This window comes from Hymenobacter antarcticus (assembly GCF_039539545.1).
Taxonomy (GTDB): Bacteria; Bacteroidota; Bacteroidia; order Cytophagales; family Hymenobacteraceae; genus Hymenobacter; species Hymenobacter antarcticus.
Genome location: NZ_BAABDI010000012.1, coordinates 1 through 18,354 on the forward strand (window position 1 = coordinate 1; position 18,354 = coordinate 18,354).

The 18,354-nt window shown below is 63.1% G+C and carries 14 protein-coding genes and 1 tRNA gene; 9 read left to right on the forward strand and 6 right to left on the reverse strand.

Annotation, left to right across the window (positions count from 1 at the left end):
- Positions 1-197: 197 nt before the first annotated feature.
- Positions 198-2,300: a hypothetical protein gene (locus ABD819_RS10095; RefSeq protein ID WP_345123744.1), complete on the reverse strand. Its 2,103-nt coding sequence runs from the start codon at positions 2,298-2,300 to the stop codon at positions 198-200.
- A gap of 495 nt (positions 2,301-2,795) precedes the next feature.
- Here ABD819_RS10095 and ABD819_RS10100 point away from each other — a divergent pair, with 495 nt between their 5' ends.
- The 3 genes from ABD819_RS10100 (at position 2,796) to ABD819_RS10110 (ending at position 8,324) form a co-directional block, all read left to right on the forward strand.
- Positions 2,796-4,154 carry a sigma-54-dependent transcriptional regulator gene (locus ABD819_RS10100; protein ID WP_345123746.1) on the forward strand — a complete coding sequence of 453 codons (1,359 nt, stop codon included), beginning with the start codon at positions 2,796-2,798 and terminating at the stop codon, positions 4,152-4,154.
- Positions 4,155-4,246: 92 nt separating this feature from the next.
- The gene (locus ABD819_RS10105) at positions 4,247-7,114 is read left to right on the forward strand and encodes a PAS domain S-box protein (RefSeq protein WP_345123748.1); all 2,868 of its coding nucleotides are present in this window, start codon (positions 4,247-4,249) and stop codon (positions 7,112-7,114) included.
- Between the two features lie 130 nt (positions 7,115-7,244).
- A complete protein-coding gene (locus ABD819_RS10110) occupies positions 7,245-8,324 on the forward strand; it encodes a flavin-containing monooxygenase (protein WP_345123750.1) in 1,080 nt (359 codons plus the stop codon).
- A gap of 295 nt (positions 8,325-8,619) precedes the next feature.
- On the opposite strand, the gene ABD819_RS10115 is transcribed toward ABD819_RS10110, so the two are convergent.
- Positions 8,620-9,009: a T9SS type A sorting domain-containing protein gene (locus tag ABD819_RS10115; RefSeq protein WP_345123753.1), complete on the reverse strand. Its 390-nt coding sequence runs from the start codon at positions 9,007-9,009 to the stop codon at positions 8,620-8,622.
- Between the two features lie 175 nt (positions 9,010-9,184).
- Here ABD819_RS10115 and ABD819_RS10120 point away from each other — a divergent pair, with 175 nt between their 5' ends.
- The 3 genes from ABD819_RS10120 (at position 9,185) to ABD819_RS10130 (ending at position 12,394) form a co-directional block, all read left to right on the forward strand.
- Positions 9,185-10,303, forward strand: coding sequence for an NAD(P)/FAD-dependent oxidoreductase (locus ABD819_RS10120; RefSeq protein ID WP_345123755.1), 1,119 nt, complete (start codon positions 9,185-9,187; stop codon positions 10,301-10,303).
- Between the two features lie 188 nt (positions 10,304-10,491).
- Positions 10,492-11,682: a type III polyketide synthase gene (locus ABD819_RS10125; protein WP_345123757.1), complete on the forward strand. Its 1,191-nt coding sequence runs from the start codon at positions 10,492-10,494 to the stop codon at positions 11,680-11,682.
- Between the two features lie 16 nt (positions 11,683-11,698).
- Entirely contained in the window at positions 11,699-12,394 is a 696-nt protein-coding gene (locus tag ABD819_RS10130; protein WP_345123759.1) for a methyltransferase domain-containing protein, read from the forward strand.
- 66 nt (positions 12,395-12,460) lie between these two features.
- On the opposite strand, the gene ABD819_RS10135 is transcribed toward ABD819_RS10130, so the two are convergent.
- Together ABD819_RS10135 and ABD819_RS10140 are read right to left on the reverse strand one after the other, a co-directional pair.
- Positions 12,461-13,360 (reverse strand): histone deacetylase family protein, encoded by a 900-nt coding sequence (locus tag ABD819_RS10135; protein WP_345123762.1) that lies wholly within the window; start codon positions 13,358-13,360, stop codon positions 12,461-12,463.
- A gap of 139 nt (positions 13,361-13,499) precedes the next feature.
- A tRNA-Val gene (locus ABD819_RS10140) sits at positions 13,500-13,574 on the reverse strand.
- Between the two features lie 192 nt (positions 13,575-13,766).
- Between ABD819_RS10140 and ABD819_RS10145 the strand changes: the two genes are divergently transcribed.
- From ABD819_RS10145 to ABD819_RS10155, 3 genes are all read left to right on the forward strand, one after another.
- Positions 13,767-14,435 carry a porin family protein gene (locus ABD819_RS10145; RefSeq protein ID WP_345123764.1) on the forward strand — a complete coding sequence of 223 codons (669 nt, stop codon included), beginning with the start codon at positions 13,767-13,769 and terminating at the stop codon, positions 14,433-14,435.
- A 91-nt stretch (positions 14,436-14,526) separates the two neighbouring features.
- Positions 14,527-15,036, forward strand: a complete 510-nt coding sequence (locus tag ABD819_RS10150) for a DUF6992 family protein (RefSeq protein ID WP_345123766.1) — start codon at positions 14,527-14,529, stop codon at positions 15,034-15,036.
- A gap of 214 nt (positions 15,037-15,250) precedes the next feature.
- On the forward strand, positions 15,251-16,426 hold the full coding sequence (locus ABD819_RS10155; protein WP_345123768.1) for an alpha/beta hydrolase: 1,176 nt from the start codon (positions 15,251-15,253) through the stop codon (positions 16,424-16,426).
- Between the two features lie 201 nt (positions 16,427-16,627).
- Here the strand turns inward: ABD819_RS10155 and ABD819_RS10160 are convergent, their stop codons facing one another.
- Together ABD819_RS10160 and ABD819_RS10165 are read right to left on the reverse strand one after the other, a co-directional pair.
- On the reverse strand, positions 16,628-17,206 hold the full coding sequence (locus ABD819_RS10160; protein ID WP_345123770.1) for a type 1 glutamine amidotransferase domain-containing protein: 579 nt from the start codon (positions 17,204-17,206) through the stop codon (positions 16,628-16,630).
- Positions 17,207-17,536: 330 nt separating this feature from the next.
- Complete coding sequence (locus ABD819_RS10165; RefSeq protein WP_345123772.1) at positions 17,537-17,923, reverse strand: hypothetical protein; 387 nt, start codon at positions 17,921-17,923, stop codon at positions 17,537-17,539.
- Positions 17,924-18,354 lie beyond the last annotated feature (431 nt).

The following is an 18,354-nucleotide window of genomic DNA, read 5'->3' on the forward strand; positions in this document are numbered from 1 at the left end:
AGTACATTGCAACGGTCTGTTCGCGCATGGGGAAAGTAGGAATGAGGCGGTTAGAGACCTCAAACCTACTTCTGCTCTGCCGAGCAGACTTTTTTTGTGCTCTCCAACTACTCCGCAACTTGGGTTACTTAGCAACGGGTACTTACCTGAAAACATAGTAGTCCGCCAAAAGGCAACGGGCAATGCGGCCGGCTGGCCTAGCGGCCGCCTACTACCAGCGGCTGAGTAGCCAGCCGCTGACCACTGGCGCTACGCAGCACCACATGGTAGAGGCCCAGGGCCAAGGCGGGCAGCTCCAAACGCGTGGTGGCTTTGCCCACGGGTACCTGGCCTACGAGCTGGCCCAGCTGCGAATACGTTTGAACCACGGCCCCGGCAGCGGGCAGGTTGAGGATGCGTACGGACACTACCTGGGCATCGGCGGTGGGGTTCGGGTACACTTCCACAGCGGGCGCGGCGGCAGTCAGCTTACCGACCGTGACGGTTACGAGCGGCGAGAACGACTGCTTACCGTCCTTATCGACCTGCCGCAGGCGATAGTAGAGGGTAGCCACGCCTTGCGCACCGGCCTCGGCATCGCGCAGCTGGTAGGTATAGGCACTGGTGGTGTTGCCCGCCGCCGAGACCTGACCCACTGCCCGGAAAGCACCATCGCCCCCGGCCGAGCGCTCCACCACGAAATGGCTGCTGTTTTGCTCCGAAGCCGTGCTCCAGCTCAGCTCGGCGGCACCGGCAACCCAGCGGCCGGCGAAGGCCGTGAGCTCGACGGGCAGCGGGGCCGTGATGGTCGTGAACAGCCCGCTGGCCAGGTTATCGGCAAAGGCCTGAAAGATGTTGATATTCACCCCAATGCCGGCCAGGGCCGACGTGCTGAGCTGCACGGAGGCAAAATCCCGGGTAGTCAGGAAGGAAATCTCGTGCTGGCCGTCGGGCAGCACATTCAGGGCCAGCAACGATGAGCCGGAGGCGCTTTCCACTAGCTGGCCGTCGCTGCCGTAGGTAGTCAGCGTGAGGCGGTCGAGCAGGCTGACATCGAGCAGCCCCGTGTTGCTGCTGATAACCATGCCGGCCCGGTAGCCGGCCACGCCCGTGCCCCGTAGCGCTACTTTCAGCTCTACGCTGGTAGCCAGCCCGACCGTCACATTCAGCACGGCTTTGGTGGTTGGGTTGCTGTCGGCCGCACCCTCCGGCGTTGCTACGCCGCACAGCGCGCAAGCCACCCCGCTCATGCTGACGGTGACTTTAGTGGAAGAAGTGGCCTGGTCGAAGTCCGACAAAATGCGCGTGCTGCCAATAAATGCGCTGGGCTCGATGCCGAAACCGTAGTAGATTTTCAGGTCGCTGAGGACGGCCAGGGCATCAAGCTGCTCTATCTGTACTTCATCGAAGAGTAAGGTAGTGGGGAAGCTCATCTGGAATTTGCCATTGGGCAGCACGTTCAGGTCGAGCAGGCTGGGGCCGGAAGCCGACTCCTGCCTGGTGCGTACCCCATTGATGGTTTTGTAGGTGGTGAGGCGCAGGTTGGACAGCGCCGTCACGTCAATCAGGCCGGTAGTGCCCAGCACGAATCCGGCGTAGTAGCCCGCCGGCGCGTTGCGCAGGTTCTCCAGCTTCACCGCCAACGTTGAGGGACAGCTGACCGACACCAAGGTGCTGAACTGCGCAAAGTTGGTCAGGCTGGCATCCACGGCATTGGCCGGGTTGATGACGTCGGTGTTGACGCATACACCCAGGTTGCCGGGCGTAACGGCCGTGCTGTAGTACGGGGACAGGTCGGGGGCCGTGAACCGCGATAGCAGGCCCTGCACCGGCTGCTGCAGCAGCGCTTCCACGGCGTAGGCATTGTACACCCGCAGGCGATAGAGGACATCCACGGCACCCGCAACCTCCAGCTCGATGTCATCGAAGGGCTGGGAAGCCACGAACTCCAGCTGCACCGGCCGGCCAGTGCCCGTCAGCACGCGCAGGCTTTGCACCACGGCGGCCGAAACCACCTGCGTTTCCACTACCGTGGTGGAGCCGCGCAGGTAGGTTCGGAGCGTGTAGGTGCCCAGCGCGGAGGTACTGAGGATGCTGGCATCGAGGGCCACCAGCAGCCCAACCCGGTCGCCGAGACGGGCCCGGGAGTCCAGTCCCACGCGCAGCGTCACGCCCGAGCTCACGCCCACAAATTTGTAGATGGTGGCGTAGGTGCTGGTAATGCCATCGGCGGCATAGTCGGGGTTGTCTACCTCGCCACCCAGCAGCCCGGTCAGGTTGCAGATTGCCGGTATCAGGCAAGTGCTGCTGGCAGACGTCACGCTACCAGTTGAATAGATGGGCGCGCAAACGCCGACCCGGACAGCCAGCAGGGAAGCGACAGTAAATAATAGCCATATCCGAATATGGATACCTGGACGGAGAGCGTGCGTAGCGGATTGCATAGGGACGACGAAAAAATGTTTAACTGAATGGCATTGCGTTGCTTAGTTGCTTGCAATTCTGCTACCATACCCGTCATCATCACCTCGCTAGCTAATAGTCAGATACATAGCGTTTTTACGCTATTACACTTCTTGTCCCAACTAGGGAGTTTATTCCTAAATACGGAAATAGCGCTGTTACGATTCGCAATCCGAACGTGATTTAAATTCGTAAATGGCGCCTTTTGGCCTTATTTTTTGTCATCCAGACACATTGAGCCGTATTTTAGCAATATAATTTTTCTAACAATACGGAGCAAACGCTGCTTTACCCGTACTAATAGATATAAGTAGCTTTCCTTACGGCTCACATCCGACCAAAACTCCGCTTTCATGACCCCATCTTTACCATTCAAGATTTTCGTGGTCGAGGACAACGAGTGGTACGGCGAGCTCCTCATGCATCGCCTGGGCCAGAACCCCAACCATAGCGTGTACCGGTTTTCGACGGGCCAGGCCTGCCTCGACCAGCTGGGCGAAAAACCCGACTTCATCACCCTCGACTACTCCCTTCCCGATGCCAAGGGCGAGCAGCTGCTGCGCCAGATTTCCGACCGCCTGCCAGGCACCGAAGTCCTGGTTATTTCGGGGCAGGAAGACGTGGGCACCGCCGTGCGGATGCTGCAACAGGGTGCCTACGACTACCTGGTGAAGGACGAAAACACCCTCGACCGGCTGTGGAACATTGTGGGCAAAGTGGAGCAGCAGGTGCGCCTGCGGCGCGAAAATGCCCAGCTGCGCCAGCAAATCGGGGCCCGCTACGGCCCCGGTCAGGCCATCCTCGGCGAGCATCCGTCGGTGCAGCAGGTGCACCTGCTCATTGCCAAAGCGGCACGCACGGCCATCACGGTGAGCGTGAGCGGGGAAACCGGTACGGGCAAAGAATTGGCAGCCAAGGCTATCCACTTCCAGTCGGACCGGGCGGCCCGGCCGTTCGTGGCCGTCAACATGGCCGCTATCCCGCGCGAGCTGGTGGAAAGCGAGCTGTTTGGGCACGAGAAAGGGGCCTTTACCGGGGCGGTGGCGCGGCGCGTGGGCCGGCTGGAAGAAGCCACCGGCGGCACCCTGTTTCTGGACGAAATCGCGGACCTCGACCTCAGTCTGCAGGCCAAGCTGCTGCGCGTGCTCCAGGAGCGGGAGGTGACCCGCGTGGGGGGCAACCAGCACATTGCCTTCGATGTACGCCTGATAGTGGCCACCCACCGCGACCTGCTGGCCGAAGTGCAGGCCGGGCGCTTTCGCGAGGACTTGTACTACCGGCTACTGGGCCTGCCCATCGCCCTGCCGCCGTTGCGCCAGCGCGGCAACGATATTTTGCTCCTGGCCGATGTGTTCGTGCGCGAATTTTGCCGCTTCAACAACCTGGCCCTACGCCAGCTCACCGAAGCGGCCCGGGCGCAGCTGATGACCCACCCCTTTCCGGGCAACGTGCGCGAGCTGAAAGCGGTGGTGGAGCTGGCCACGGTGCTCGCCGATGGCGAACAGATTCAGGCCACCGACCTGCCTCTGTGCGCCGGCAAGGCCCTGATTGGGGCGGGCAGCCAGCTTTCGCTGCGCGACCAAACGACGGCCATCGTGCAGGGCTGCCTCGATGAGCTGGGTGGTGATGTGCTGGCCGTGGCCGCCCGCCTGCAAATCGGTAAGTCGACCATTTACCGGATGATACAGCTGCGGGAAGTACATGTAAGCTAAAAAATGAAACCAGGCGGCCGCCGTATTACGTTTTGTGTTGTTATCGTTGCTGCTGTTCTACCTTCGCTCTCCCGTCTTGTAGTTTCCGAATAATGCGCCGCTCCCGCTTCTCCCGCTCGTCCCGCAGGGCTGCCGTGCCAGCAGTGCGACGAACAGTGGCCCCGGCCAACGGCTTGCCCCCAGCCGCTGCCGCCCCGCCACCCTTTGGGCCTGGCCTGGCCGATAAGGTGCCCCTCATTCTATTCAGCTACGACACCAGGGGCCGGCGGCTGCTCCACTGCAACCGGCATTGCCACACCGTGCTGGGTTTCAGCAGCCAGGAGCTGCTGGATTTGGGAGCGTCCCTCGGCCCCAGCATGATGCACCCGGCTTCGCTGGCCAAGCTGCACGCGGAAAACTTTGAGGAAAAGCTGGCCCAGGGGCGAACCCTGAGCTGGGACTGCCGGGTGCGGCACCGCGACGGCAGCTGGCGGTGGCTGCGCATCCGGGTGCGGGCCGCAAGAGTTGGCCCCGACGGGCAGGTGCGGGAAATAACGGGCAGCGCCGAAGATGTGACCCGCCACCGCGCGGCCGTGCAGGAGCTGCGCCGCAACCGGCAGCTGCTGCGGCAGATAGTAGACCTGGCTCCGAACGTCATCTACATCTACGACCTGCACCACAACCGCACCACCTACATCAACGAGCGGGTAGAGCTGCTGCTGGGGTATAGCAGCGAGGAAGTACTGGCGTTTGAGGATGGCTCGCTGCTGGCTTCGTTGATGTCGCCCGAGGTACTCATGCAGTTTCAGGAGCACCTGACCGCGGTAGCGGAGCTGGCCGACGGCAAGACCCGCACGCTGGAATACCCCGTGCGGCACCGCAACGGCACCATGCGCTGGATGCGCACCACCACCACGCCCTTTGCCCGCGCCCCCGATGGCACCATGCGCAGCATTATTGGCGTAGTTGAAGACATTACCGAACAGCGGGCCGCCGACGAGCAGAGCCGGGCGGCCACCCTGCGCCTGGCCGAGCAGTACCGCTTGTTCCGCCAGGTTATCGACACGCTGCCCCATCCCATCTACCTCCAGAACGACCAGGGCAACTACCAGCTGGCCAACCAGGCTACCGCCGACCTCTTCGGCCTCACCATGGAAGAGCTGATGCGGCGCGGCGCGGGTGCCCTGCCGGCAACCGGCGTGGCTGACCAAAGCCCCTACTACGACCAGGACCAGCAGGTGCTGGCCACCGGCCAGGACTCGACCCAGGAAGAATCATATGTCGATGCCGAAGGGCAGCCGGCGTGGTTCACGAGCGTGAAGCGGCTGTTTGTGGATGGCAGTGGAGTTCGGCACGTACTGGGCATCAGCAGCAACATCACGGAGCTCAAGCGCACGCAGCAGGCGCTGGAAGGCGCCATTGCCACGGCCAGCGTGAATGCGCAGGCCAAAGAGGACTTTCTGGCCAACATGAGCCACGAAATCCGGACGCCGCTGCACGGCATTCTGGGCCTGACCGGCGTACTCGCCAAAACCACCCTCAGCCGCAGCCAGCACGACTACCTGCGCCTGCTGGGCGAATCGGCCGAGCACCTGCTCATGGTGCTGAACGACGTGCTGACCACCGCCCGGCTCGGGGCCGGCAAGCTGCAGCCCGAGTCCATTGCCTTCCAGCCCGCCGACGTGCTCGCGGGCTGCGCGGCCCTGCTGCGGCCCCGCGCCCGCGAAAAGGGCCTGCGCCTGCGCGTGGAAAAGCCCGATTCGCTGCCCGCCGTGCTCGGCGATACCTACCGCCTGCGGCAGGTACTGCTCAACCTGGTCAGCAACGCCATCAAGTTCACGACCACCGGCCAGGTGCGGCTGCGCTGCCAGGTCGGGACGGCGCCGGTGGGCCACCACGAGCCGGCCGATACCGTCTGGCTGCAATTCCTGGTGAGCGATACGGGAGTTGGCATCCCGCCCGACACCCTGGACAGGGTCTTCGAGCCCTTTGCGCAGGCCGCCGCCAGCACCGACCGCGAATACGGCGGCTCGGGCCTGGGCCTGAGTATTTCGGCCGAGCTGGTGAAGCTGATGGGCGGCATGCTGCGGGTGTGCAGCGAGGTAGGCGAGGGCAGCACGTTTGCCTTCAGCCTGGCCTTTCGGCCGGTGCCGATGGCTCCATCGGCACCGGCCGCTCTTGCGGCAGCGGCCGGACCCAGCGCGGTCACGGGTCGGGTTTTGCTGGTCGAGGACAACCTGGTGAACAGCCTGCTGGCCGAAACCGTGTTGCGCAACTGGGGCTGGGAAGTGACCACGGCGGCCAGCGGCCCGGCCGCTATTCAGCTGTTTGAGTTCCGGCCTTTCGACCTTGTGCTCATGGACATTCAGATGCCGGGCATGGACGGCGAAACGGCCGCCCGCGCCCTGCGCGAGCACCCCAACCCCGTGCAAGCGGCCACGCCCATTATCGCCCTCACGGCCCGTTCCCAACCCGGCGAGGCCGAGCGCCTGCAAGCCACCGGCTTTGCCGGCTACCTGGCCAAGCCCTACCGCGAAGAACAGCTGCTCGAAACCATGCAGGCCGCGCTGGCCCGCCGCACCCGCGCCACCAGTCCCGAACCCGCACCTAACCCTTCTTCTGCAATGCCTGCCCCTCTCTACGACCTGAATAACGTGCGCCAGCTGGTGCGCCACGATGAAGCCATTGTGCGGCGCCTGGCCTGGGCCTTCATCGAAACCACGCCCGCCATTCTCACCGCCCTCGACGAAGCCCTGACCAAGGCCGACTGGGAAGCCGTGGGCGACGCCGCTCACCACCTCAAAAGCTCCCTCGATGGCCTGGGAGTGGAAAGCCTACGCCTCGTCATCCGGGAAGTGGAAGCCTACGGCGACAACCCGCCCGCGCCCACTCAGGCGGCCCAGCAGGTAGCGCTGGTGCGTGCCACCACCGAAAAAGTGATGGCCGCCCTACGCACTGAATTCCCGGAGCAACAGGCGTAGGTGAGGTGTGAGGTGTGAGCAGTTTGGTTATCAATGTGTTGTCGAATTAAAAATCAAAAGCCCTGATTTTTAAATTTTTAATTCTTCATTTTTAATTTTTTCAAAGCGGAAGCCGCTCCAGCAATCATCAATGGCTGATTTCACCACGCCCGCGGGCATCACGACCGATACCGTCGTTATCGGGGCGGGACAGGCGGGGCTGGCAGCGGCATACTACCTCCAGCAGGCGCACATCGACTTCCGGGTGCTGGATGCCGGCCCCACGGCCGGAGCAGCCTGGGGTAGCCGCTACGACTCGCTCCGGCTGTTTTCCCCGGCGTGGGCCAGTGGCTTGCCCGGCTACGCGTGGCCCACGCCGCCGCTGCACTACCCCACCCGCGACGAAACCACCGCCTACCTGCGGGCCTACGCCGCGCACTTTGGCTTCCCCCTCGACGTGCAGCAGCGCGCTACCCGCCTGGCCGCTGCCCCCAGCCCGGCCGGCGGCTACGTGGTGCAGACGGCCGCCGGGCGCACCTACCACGCCCGCCGGGTGATTGTGGCCACCGGCCCCTACACCACGCCCCGCGTGCCCGAATGGGCTGCCACCCTGCCGCCCACCGTGGCGCAGCTGCACAGCAGCGCCTACCAGCGGCCCGCCCAACTGCCCGGCTCCGGCCCGGTAGCCGTGGTGGGCAGTGGCAACTCCGCGCTGCAAATTGCGGCCGACATCGCGGCCACCGGCCGGGCGGTGGTGGTGGCGTTTAATGAGAAGACGCCTGCCATGCCCAACAACCAATTCATGTGGGCTTTTCTCACGGCGACGCGCCTGCTGCGAGTGACCCGGCACACGCCGCTGGGCCGCCTCATGATGGACCAGCCCGAACCCGTGGTGAGCGGCGACCTGGCCCGGCTGCGCCGCTTTGCCAATGCCACGTTCATCGGGCGGGCCACGGCGGCCCTGCCCACGGGGGCGCTGCAGGGCCAGCGGGCCACTTCGCCGCCACTGGCCGCCGTGGTGTGGGCCACCGGCTACCGGCCCGATTATGCCTGGGTCGACCTGCCCATCATCAGCCCCGATGGACAGCCGCGGCACCACCAGGGCCTCACGGCCGCGCCGGGCGTGGCCTTCCTGGGCCTGGACTGGCTCAACAGCCGCAATTCGGCGCTGCTGAACGGCGCGGGTGCCGATGCCCGGCGCGTGGTAGCAGCCCTGCTGGGCACGCCGTAGCAATGCCCTAATGTTGTTGAAACCCAGCCGGGCGTTTTGGGGTTGACACGAATAGAAGCAGCTGCCAGAAGCAAACTGCTATTTATTCACCCGCCTTTATATCCTGACTCATGTTTATCTTCATGCTGGGCCTGTTAACGGCCACTGCCTTCGTCGCGCTCAAAACTACCTCAAACGCCAAACCGCTGCTGGTTCCCGTACGTGTTCGGGTTAAGTAGTCTTTGTCGGATTTTTATATAAAAAAAGGCAGCCTTCGGGCTGCCTTTTTTATGCTGGTTGTGAAATCAGAATCCAGTTATCGAATAACCAGCTTGCACATCTGGCTGGTGTTGTCGGCTTCGAGGCGCACGTAGTACAGGCCGTTGGCAAACTTGCTGAGGTCGAGCATTTTCGTGTACCGGTCGTTCATTTCTGTCAGTGTTTCGCGGTACATCACCGAACCGATGACGTTGAGCACGCTCAACTCCACTTTCTTGCCTTGCAGGTTGCTGATGGTGAGGTGCACGATGCCAGTGCTGGGATTGGGATACACCAGCAGGGTTTTGTTGTCTTCAACGGGTTTACCTTGCTGCCCGGGACGGACAGTAGGAGCGGCCGAAGCGGCGGGTACGGTAGTCAATAGCGGACCCAGGCCGAAGCTCAGACAAGCAACCAGCAGAAAAGGTAAGAGTAGGCGTTGCATCATAGTAATAATTAATGGTTAATCAAAACAGGCACGGGGCCTAGCAGCTTAACGAGTGGTGTTGATTTTAGTTGACAAAGGTACGGCGGTTCAACCGACGGGCCTACTCAAATATACAGAAAACCCGATAAACTACGGTATTTTGATTATCACGGTTCTCATTTTCACGACCAATTAGGTGGATATTCTTTTAATTGGCGGCGGATTGGCGGGCCTGGCGGCGGCCCTGGACCTGGCCGGGCGCGGGCACCGCGTAGCCGTGGTGGAGCGCAAGCAGTACCCGTTTCACAAAGTGTGCGGCGAGTACGTAAGCAACGAGGTACTGCCCTACCTGCGCCGCCTCGGGGCCGACCCGGCGGAGCTGGCCCCGGCGGCCATTAGCCAGTTCCTGCTCTCGTCGCCGGGCGGGCGCACCCTCAGCAGCCCGCTCGACCTAGGCGGCTTTGGCGTGAGCCGCTTCCTGCTCGATGATTTTCTGTACCAGCGGGGCCTGGCCCGGGGCGTGACTTTTCACCTGAAAAGCACCGTGACGGACGTGGCGTTTGACCCGGCTACGAACCAGCACCGCGTGACCCTGGCCGATGGCCGCCAGCTCACGGCCCGCGTGGTGCTGGGCACCTACGGCAAGCGCGCCAACCTGGACCGGCAGCTGCAGCGGTCCTTTTTTGCCCAGCGCTCGCCCTACCTCGGGGTGAAGTACCACCTGCGCCTGCCGGGCTTCCCGCGCGATGTAATTGCACTGCACAATTTCGCCGATGGCTACGCCGGCATTTCGGCCATTGAGGAAGATAAGCTGTGCTTTTGCTACCTCACCTCCCGCCAAAATCTCAAGCGCCACGGCACCATTCCGGCGATGGAGGCGGCTGTGCTGGCCAAAAACCCACACTTACGGGAGATTCTGAGCGCGGGCGAAGTGCTGTATCCGCAGCCCGAGGTCATCAATGAAATATCCTTCGCGCCCAAGCAGCCGGTGGAGCAGCATGTGCTGATGTGCGGCGACGCGGCGGGCCTCATCACGCCGCTGTGCGGCAATGGCATGGCCATGGCCCTGCACGGCGCGGCCATCGCCGCTGATGCGGCGCACGATTTTCTGGCTGGCAAAACGACCCGCGCCGCCATGGAAATGCAGTATGCCCAGGCTTGGCGTGCCCAGTTTGGGGCCCGGCTGCGGGTGGGCCGCGCCGTGCAGCGCCTGTTTGGCGGGCCGGTGCTGAGCGAGGCCGTGGTGGGCGGCCTGCGCCACTGGCCCGGGGCAGTGCAGGCCCTAATGCGCCGCACCCACGGCACACCGTTTTAACTGAACTATGCGAAAAAGCTTGCGACTGACGCTACAAACACCACAATGTTATTGGCACTATTTTATCCAAGCAACGCGTAAAGGTGTTTGCTTTACCGTAAGTAGTCTGAATATTGCCATTGCGACCGGCCCGGTGGGGTTTTAGCAACTGGTCTACCCTGTTTTACCATTTGTAATTACCTTCCGGCATGCCGAGTTATTTAGGTGCTATTGGCACTGCCAACCCTGTTCACCGCATTGCGCAGCCCCAGATTGCCGATTTCATGGCCCAGGCCCTGCAGTTTGGCGAGGGCGACACGCGCAAGTTGCGGGCCCTGTACCGGGTGTCGGGCATTGAGCACCGCTACTCGGTGCTGCCCGACTACGGCCGGGCCAACGGCGACTACACATTTTTCCCCAACACGCCTACTCTGGAGCCTTTTCCGAGTGTGGGCCAGCGCATGGCCGTTTACCGGCGTGAGGCCCTGCCCTTGGCCATCGAGGCCGTGCGCAACTGTCTGCTCCAGGTACCCGACGTGGCTCCGGCCAGCATCACGCACCTGGTGACGGTGAGCTGCACGGGCATGTACGCGCCGGGGCTCGACATTGAGCTGGTGCAGGCCCTGGGCCTGCGCCCCGACGTGCGCCGCACCTGCGTAAATTTCATGGGCTGCTACGCCGCCGTGAACGCCGTGAAGCTGGCCGATGCCTTTTGCCGGGCCGATGCCGATGCTCGGGTGCTCATCGTGAGCGTGGAGCTATGCACCCTTCATTTCCAGAAAAGCCCCGAGGAAGACCACCTCATCAGCAACGCGCTGTTTGGCGATGGCGCGGCGGCCACCCTGGTGCTGGCCGAGCCGCTGCCCAACGGCGCGCCCAGCCTGGCTCTGCAGGGCTTCCACTGCGGCCTGGAACCCGATGGCCACGACGACATGGCCTGGCACATCAACGACTTTGGGTTTGAGATGACGCTGAGCAGCTACGTGCCCAAGCTCATTCAGCGCGGCATTCGCAAGCTCACCGATGGGCTGCTGGCCAGCCTGCCGGTGCAGCTGGGCGACATCCGGCACTTTGCCATTCATCCCGGCGGGCGCAAGATTCTGGAAACCATTGAAACCGAGCTGGGCCTGACGCGCGAGGATAACCGCCACGCCTACCGGGTGTTGCGCGACTACGGCAACATGTCGTCGGCCACGGTGCTGTTTGTGCTGCGCGAGGTGCTGGCCGCCGCCACCCCCGCCGACCACGGCGCGCCGGTGCTCAGCTTCGCCTTCGGGCCGGGCCTGACTATGGAGGCCATGCTGTTGCAGTTAACAGTGAACAATGAGCAGTTTGCAGTTGTCGCCAACCATCGGGAAGAGGCGGTAGAGCAGACAGCCCAATTGCTCACTGCTAACTGATAACTGCTCACTGAGAATGTTAAATGAAAGAGCCTCAGGTCCGGAGCTGATGGACGACCTGACGCTGGCCACCGATGCCCTGCGCCAGAATCTCGACGAGCTCGAGACCATCAATACCTGGCTGGGCGGCTACCAGCCCGTGCTGAACGCGCTGAACCGGCTGCGGCCCCGCTTCGCGCCGGGCCGGCCCTTGCGCCTGGCCGACCTGGGCAGCGGCGGCGGCGACACCCTGCGCCACATTGCCCGCTGGGCCCGCAAAAAGGCCTTTCCCGTGCAGCTGACCGGTATCGACGCCAACCAGTTTATGCTGGACTACGCCACGGCCAAGAGCCACGCATACCCGGAAATAAGCTACCGGAAATTCGATATTTTCTCCCCCGAATTTCAGAACCAGCCCTACGATATCCTGACGTGCAGCCTGTTTTGCCACCACTTCACCGATGACGAATTGGTGACGCTGCTGCGCCAGTGGCAGGCCCAGGCCCAGGTAGCCGTCATTATCAACGATTTGCACCGGCACTGGCTGGCCTACCACAGCATCAAGTGGCTCACGCGGCTGCTGGGCGGCTCTTATCTGGTGCGGCACGATGCGCCGCTGTCGGTGGCCCGCGCTTTTAGGCGCGAAGACTGGGTGGCGCTATTGGCACGGGCCGGTATCAAAAATTATGAGCTGCGCTGGCGCTGGGCGTTTCGCTGGCAGGTGATTTTTTAGTGGTTAGTGGTGAATGATTAGTGGTTAATATCTAAGAGCTTACCGGTCACCATTAACCATTCACCACTAAAAAAGCCCCGCTGCTGCCCGGTACGTATTCGCATGCGCTTCCACGATGTCGGCGATGCGCTCGGAGTAGCCGCCGCCCATGCATACGACCACGGGCAGGCGGTGGCGGTGGCAGAGGCCGAGCACCAACTCATCGCGGCGGCGGCAGCCTTCGCGGCTGAGCGCGAGGTGGCCCAGCTTGTCGGTGGCCAGCACATCGACCCCGGCCAGGTAGAAGACGAAATCGGGCTGCTGGGTATCAAGCAGTCGGGGCAGCGTTTCGGCCAGCAGCTTCAGGTAGGTGGCATCGTCGGTACCATCGGGCAGGGCCAGGTCGAGGTCGGACTGCTCTTTACGGGCGGGGTAGTTGCGGGCCCCGTGCATCGAAAACGTGAACACGCGGGGCTCATCCTGAAAAATAGCGGCCGTGCCATTGCCCTGATGCACGTCGAGGTCGACGATGAGCACCTGCCGGGCGTGGCCCTGGGCCAGCAGCCAGGCGGCGGCGGCGGCCTGGTCATTCAGCAGGCAAAAGCCTTCGCCCCGCGCCCGAAACGCGTGGTGCGTGCCCCCCGCGATATTGAACGCCACGCCGTGCACCAGCGCCAGGCGCGCCGCCTCGATAGTCCCCCCCAGAATGGTGATTTCGCGCTCGAACAACGCCGCCGACCACGGGAAGCCCGTGGCCCGCTCCTCCTGCCGCGTGAGCTGGCCCAGGCGCAGGCGCTGGTAATAGTCGGCATCGTGTACCCGCAGAATGTCCTCATCCGGCGGTGGCTGGGCCACGAAAAAGTCGGTGGCCGTGGCCGTGCCTTCGTGCAGCAGCTGCTCGGGCAGCAGCTCGTATTTCAGCATGGGAAAGCGGTGGCCCGGCGGCAGGGCATGGGCGTAGCTGGGCGCGAAGGCAATGGGAAGCATGGGGCGGCAACAGCGGAGCAGACCGGGGGGTTTGGCCGTGGCGGCCGGGAAGCTGGCCGCTCGAAAAGCCTGGTTTCAGGAATCCGGGCCGGGCACTAACCAAAAAAACCCCCACCGCGGCATGCAGTGAGGGTTTTCGTGAGGCGTATTGGGCTCGAACCAACGACCTCCACCGTGTCAGGGTGGCGCTCTGAACCAACTGAGCTAACACCCCATTACCAGTGCCGGGCTGCGGCAGTGGAGCCCCAAAGGTAGCGCTATCAAGCCCATGATGCACTGATGGCACGCGTTTTTTTTGCTCACTCCGGCCGCGTCAGGCAACCTTCTGGCCCCGGAAAAGTATAGGGGCAAACGAGAATAGTAATTTTCCCCCGATAACGACACCACTTCCCCACCTCTTTCACCCATGAAAAAGACTCTTCTATTTTTGCTGTTGGCAATGGCTTCCGCGCCCGCGGCTTTTGCGCAAAACCGTCCGGGCGGTGAGATGTCCTCGAAGGATTTCACCGGCGGCGGCGTGACGAGCTCGCGCAACACGGGCTTCGGCATTAAAGGTGGCTACAACCTCAACGGCCTACGCGGCGATGACATCTCAGGCATCAACCGCAACTCCCGCAGCGACTTCCACGCCGGGGTATATGGCCAGCTGGGCTTCAATGAGTTTTCGTCCATTCAGACCGAATTGCTGTACTCGCGCCAAGGCTTCGAGGCCAACACGGGTGCCGGTGGGGCCCGCCAGCGCTTCCGCATGGACTATGTGATGCTGCCCATCATGTACGTGGGCAACGTCACCGAAACCATCAGCTTTCACGTTGGGCCGCAGGTGTCGCTGCTCACCAACATCCGCAATAATGAGCAGACCCTGGACATTGCCGCCAACGGCTTCAACTCCTTCGACTTTGGCGGTGTGGGCGGCCTCGAAGCCCGCGTAGGGCCCGCCCGCGTGGGTGCCCGCTACAACTTGAGCCTGGGCAAAATATTTGAAGATGGCAATACCAAAGCCGGGGCATTTGCCAACAGCAAGCTCTACAACAACCTGCTTCAGGTGTACGTGGGCATCGGCTTCACGCAATAGTCGAACCCGACGGTCGCATTTTCTTAAAAAGGAAGCCCATCATCCGGGCTTCCTTTTTTGTTGTCAGGCCCTACTCCTTGCCTTCTCCTCCATGCCCGCAATCACTGCTGCCGAACTTGCCGCCCTGCACCACGCCCGCGAGCTACTGCTGGGCCAGGGCCTGGCCGTGCTGGCCGCCTGGGTGCTGCTCAACCTGCTGGGCAGCGGCTACCGCCTGGCCCGCGCCGACCGCCGCCACGCGCCCTACTACTTCCACGGCATGAACGTGGCCTGGGCATTTATCAACGCGGGGCTGGCCCTGTGGGGCATCTGGCACCTGCGGCTCACCGCGCCCGCCGGCCTGCGCCTGGCCGATTTGGTCCAGGCGCAGCTCTTCAACGAAAACGTATTCCTGCTCAATGCCGGGCTGGATGCCGCCTACATCATGACGGGCTACTACCTGCGGGCCCAGGCCCGGGTGCCGGGGCAGCCGCTGCCGGCGCGGCTGCTGGGTTTTGGCCATTCGCTGTGGGTGCAGGGCGGTTTTCTGCTGGTGTTCGACGTCGCGATGTGGAGCCTGCTGCACAGCCAGGGCAAGGCCTGGCTTCCTCAGCTACCCTGATGGGAAAATGCTGAATTCCTGATTTGGGAAAAAGGCCCATTTTGAGAAAGCACCGTTTCCATTCGTACGGCGAAAGCCTGCGTAAGCCGACGAAAAACAGCGGTTCGGCTTGAATCCGACAAGCTCGAAATACGGCTGGGGGAGCTTTGCGTACTTCTTTCACCTCCGCGGGAGCCGCCTGGCCTTTTCTTGGGAGTGGCTTTTCAACTATACTATGCGCCCATTCCTGCTCGCTTTCGCCTCTTTTTGCCTCCTGCTCAGCTTCGGCGTTCAGGCCAGGCCGCTGTTCGACCGGGGCGAAACGATTACGCTGACTTCGCCCACCGATGGGGTTCGCCTCCACGGCCTGTTGCGCCTGCCCGTGGGCACCGGGCCGTTTCCGGCCGCCGTGCTGCTGGCCGAGCGCGGGGCCGATGCCGAAGACCCGAGCTCGGCCGACAACCGCCTGCTCAATAGCCTGGCCGACCACCTCGTGAGCCGGGGCATCGCCGTGCTGCGCCTGCAAGAGCGCGGCCTGGGCGGCTCCGAAGGCTCAGCCACCACTACCACCATGGCCGAGCGCTCGGCCGATGCCATCGCGGCGCTGAACTACCTGCGCACCCGCCCCCAAATCGACGTGACCCACCTGGGCCTCATCGGCCACGGCGAGGGCGGTAACGTGGCCCTGCTGGCCGGTGCCCAGCCCCTGGCCCCCACCTTCGTGGTGGCCCTGGCCGCTGCGGGCCTGTCGGGCCGCGAGCTGCTGGCCGCCCAACCCGTGATGTACGGCAAGGTCCTCGGCCAGGACTCGACCGATGTGCAGCGCCAGCACCAATACCAGCGCGAGCTGCTGGCCGCCGGGCAGGAAGCCGTGAAAATGCGGGCCCACGGCTCCAACGCCGCCCAGGTGCAAACCTACCTCGACCAGCAGCGCCTGCGCCAGAAAGCCGCCCTGCGCCGCGACGACGAAGCCCGCGTGAAGCACCAGCGGGCCATGCTCGAAATAGTGCGCCAGACCACCGACAACGCCCAGGCCCAGGCCATTCTGGGCAATATGCTGCGCCAGCGCTACCCCGGCATTGCCCCGGCCGACGTGCAAGCCAGCGTCCGCACCCTCACCACTCCCGCTTATCGCAGCTTCCTTGTCTTCGACCCCCAGCCCAGCCTGGCCGCCGTGCGCTGCCCCGTGCTGCTGCTGCAAGGCGAGGAGGATGCAGCCGTGAATGCCGCGGTAAACCTGCCGCTGCTCAAAAAAGGCCTGCGCGCCAATCCCCGCGTGGCCGAGCTGCGCCTCCCCGGCCTCAACCACGCCCTGGAGATTACCGGTGCCGAGGCGGCCGGCCTGGTCCCCGCCCCCATCTCCCCCGATGTGCAAACCAATATTCACACCTGGATTATCAGCCAGAAGTAACCGACGCTACGCAACAGGATGTAGCGCGGACTCTGTAGTCCGCGAGTAGAACCGTTGAGCTCGCAGCCTACAAAGTCCGCGCTACATCCCGCTACGTAACAGCAGAGAAGTATACTGCCCGGCGTAGCCCACGCCCCACCAAAAGAACCCCGACGCTTTGCAGCATCGGGGCTCTTTTTTGGATAGTTAAGCGCCAGGCGGCTAGCTGTTCCCACCGTGCTGGGGCTCCAGCATCTCTTCCACTATTTTCTTGTTGAAGGCCGGAATGTCTTCCGGCTTGCGGCTGGTAATCAGGCCGTGGTCGGTCACCACTTCGGAGTCCTCCCAATGAGCCCCGGCGTTTTTGAGGTCGGTATGCAGGCTGGGCCAGCTGGTCACGCGCTTGCCGCGCACCACATCGGCCTCAATCAGCAGCCAGGGGCCGTGGCAGATGGCGGCCAGCACCTTGCCCGAACCGGCAAATTCCTTCACGAAGGCCACCACGTCCTTGTCCATCCGCAGAATGTCGGGGTTCATCTGGCCGCCGGGCAGCACCAGGGCATCGTAGTCGGCGGGCCGGGCATCGGTAATCACCTTGTCCACATCAACCTTGTCGCCCCAGTCTTTCTTGGGCCCGTCCCAGCCCTTGATAGAGCCGCTTTTGAGGGAAATAACGTGGGTTTCGGCCCCCTCGCCCTCCAGGTATTTTTTGGGTTCGTCGAGCTCGGACTGCTCGAAGCCGTCGGTAGCAATAATGGCAATTTTCTTGCCCTTGAGTTTGTCGCTGCTGAAGATGCTCATAGGTAAAACCGGATGAAAAGAATGGCACCGGGGATATACCCGGCCCGGTTGCTTTACGCCCCCGGCGGCCATTGGTTCCCGCAGAATTTGGGCTTTCGTGCCCCAACGGCCTCACCCTGCTCCGCACACCCGCCGACGCCACCCAACCCGCACTGCTGAAGTAACTGGGGTTGCTTCTACAGCGGTTTCCAAGTCCATGTACAGAGTTAAAAGTTGAGAGTTAAAAGTTGAGAGTTAAAAGTTAAAAATAAGACGTAGTGGGTTTTAACTCTCAACTTTTAACTGTTTTCAAAAATGTACACTGACTCGGAAACTGCTCTAATACAAGACTTACGCGCCACCCCCAAGTCCTAGTCGAGTAGGGTGCGGGGCTTGCCCCCGCTCGTAGCTGCCGTGGCCCGCCGCCTCACGCATGGCCTTGTAGGCCGTCGGGGCCGGAAACGCCCCCTCGATGTAGCCCTCCAGCTGCTGCCAGGCATCCAGAAACTCGCGTCCCTGCTCCAGCAGCTCGCCCCGCGTCAGCTCGGCGTTGGCCGTGCGGGCCGCATCGTCGGGCAGGGCATCGGCCGCCCGGAAGCGGGCCAGCGCCTCCGCCGCCAAAGCCGCCGAGTAGCTGCTTTTGTAATTCCCGAATTTGGGTTGGTTATCGAGGTAGTTCTGCCAGGCCAGGGGCAACAGCAGCGCCAGGTCGCTCTGCGACATTGGTAAGGTTCTCATCCGGTCAGGAGAGACTGTTTGGTGGAATGTTCCGGGCCAAATGTAGGCCCGCATTCCTGCCGCCTCCCCCAAAACCCCAGCCCCGGCCCATATTAGAAGAAAAATGCAAAACCGCTGCTTCCCCAGCCCCCGCTGCCGCCCTTATCGGCAGCCCCGCGGCCCCGGCGCGCCCCGGCCGGCCTCCGCCCCGCTCCCCCGCCGCGCTCCTGCGCTCCCAGGCCCTTCTCCCTCCCTCCAAAGCCCTTTTGGCCCGCTCCACGGCCGCCCCGCGCTGCGCCAATTCCGTCCCTCGCCCCGCCACGGCAGCTCCCTCCCGCTCCAATTTCATTCCCCAACGCGCCAATTCCGTTTCTCGGCGGCACCCGAAACATCTTATTTTTCAGGCACGATGCCGCGCGGCCCTGGTTGGCAGCCCTACATTTGCCCGGCGC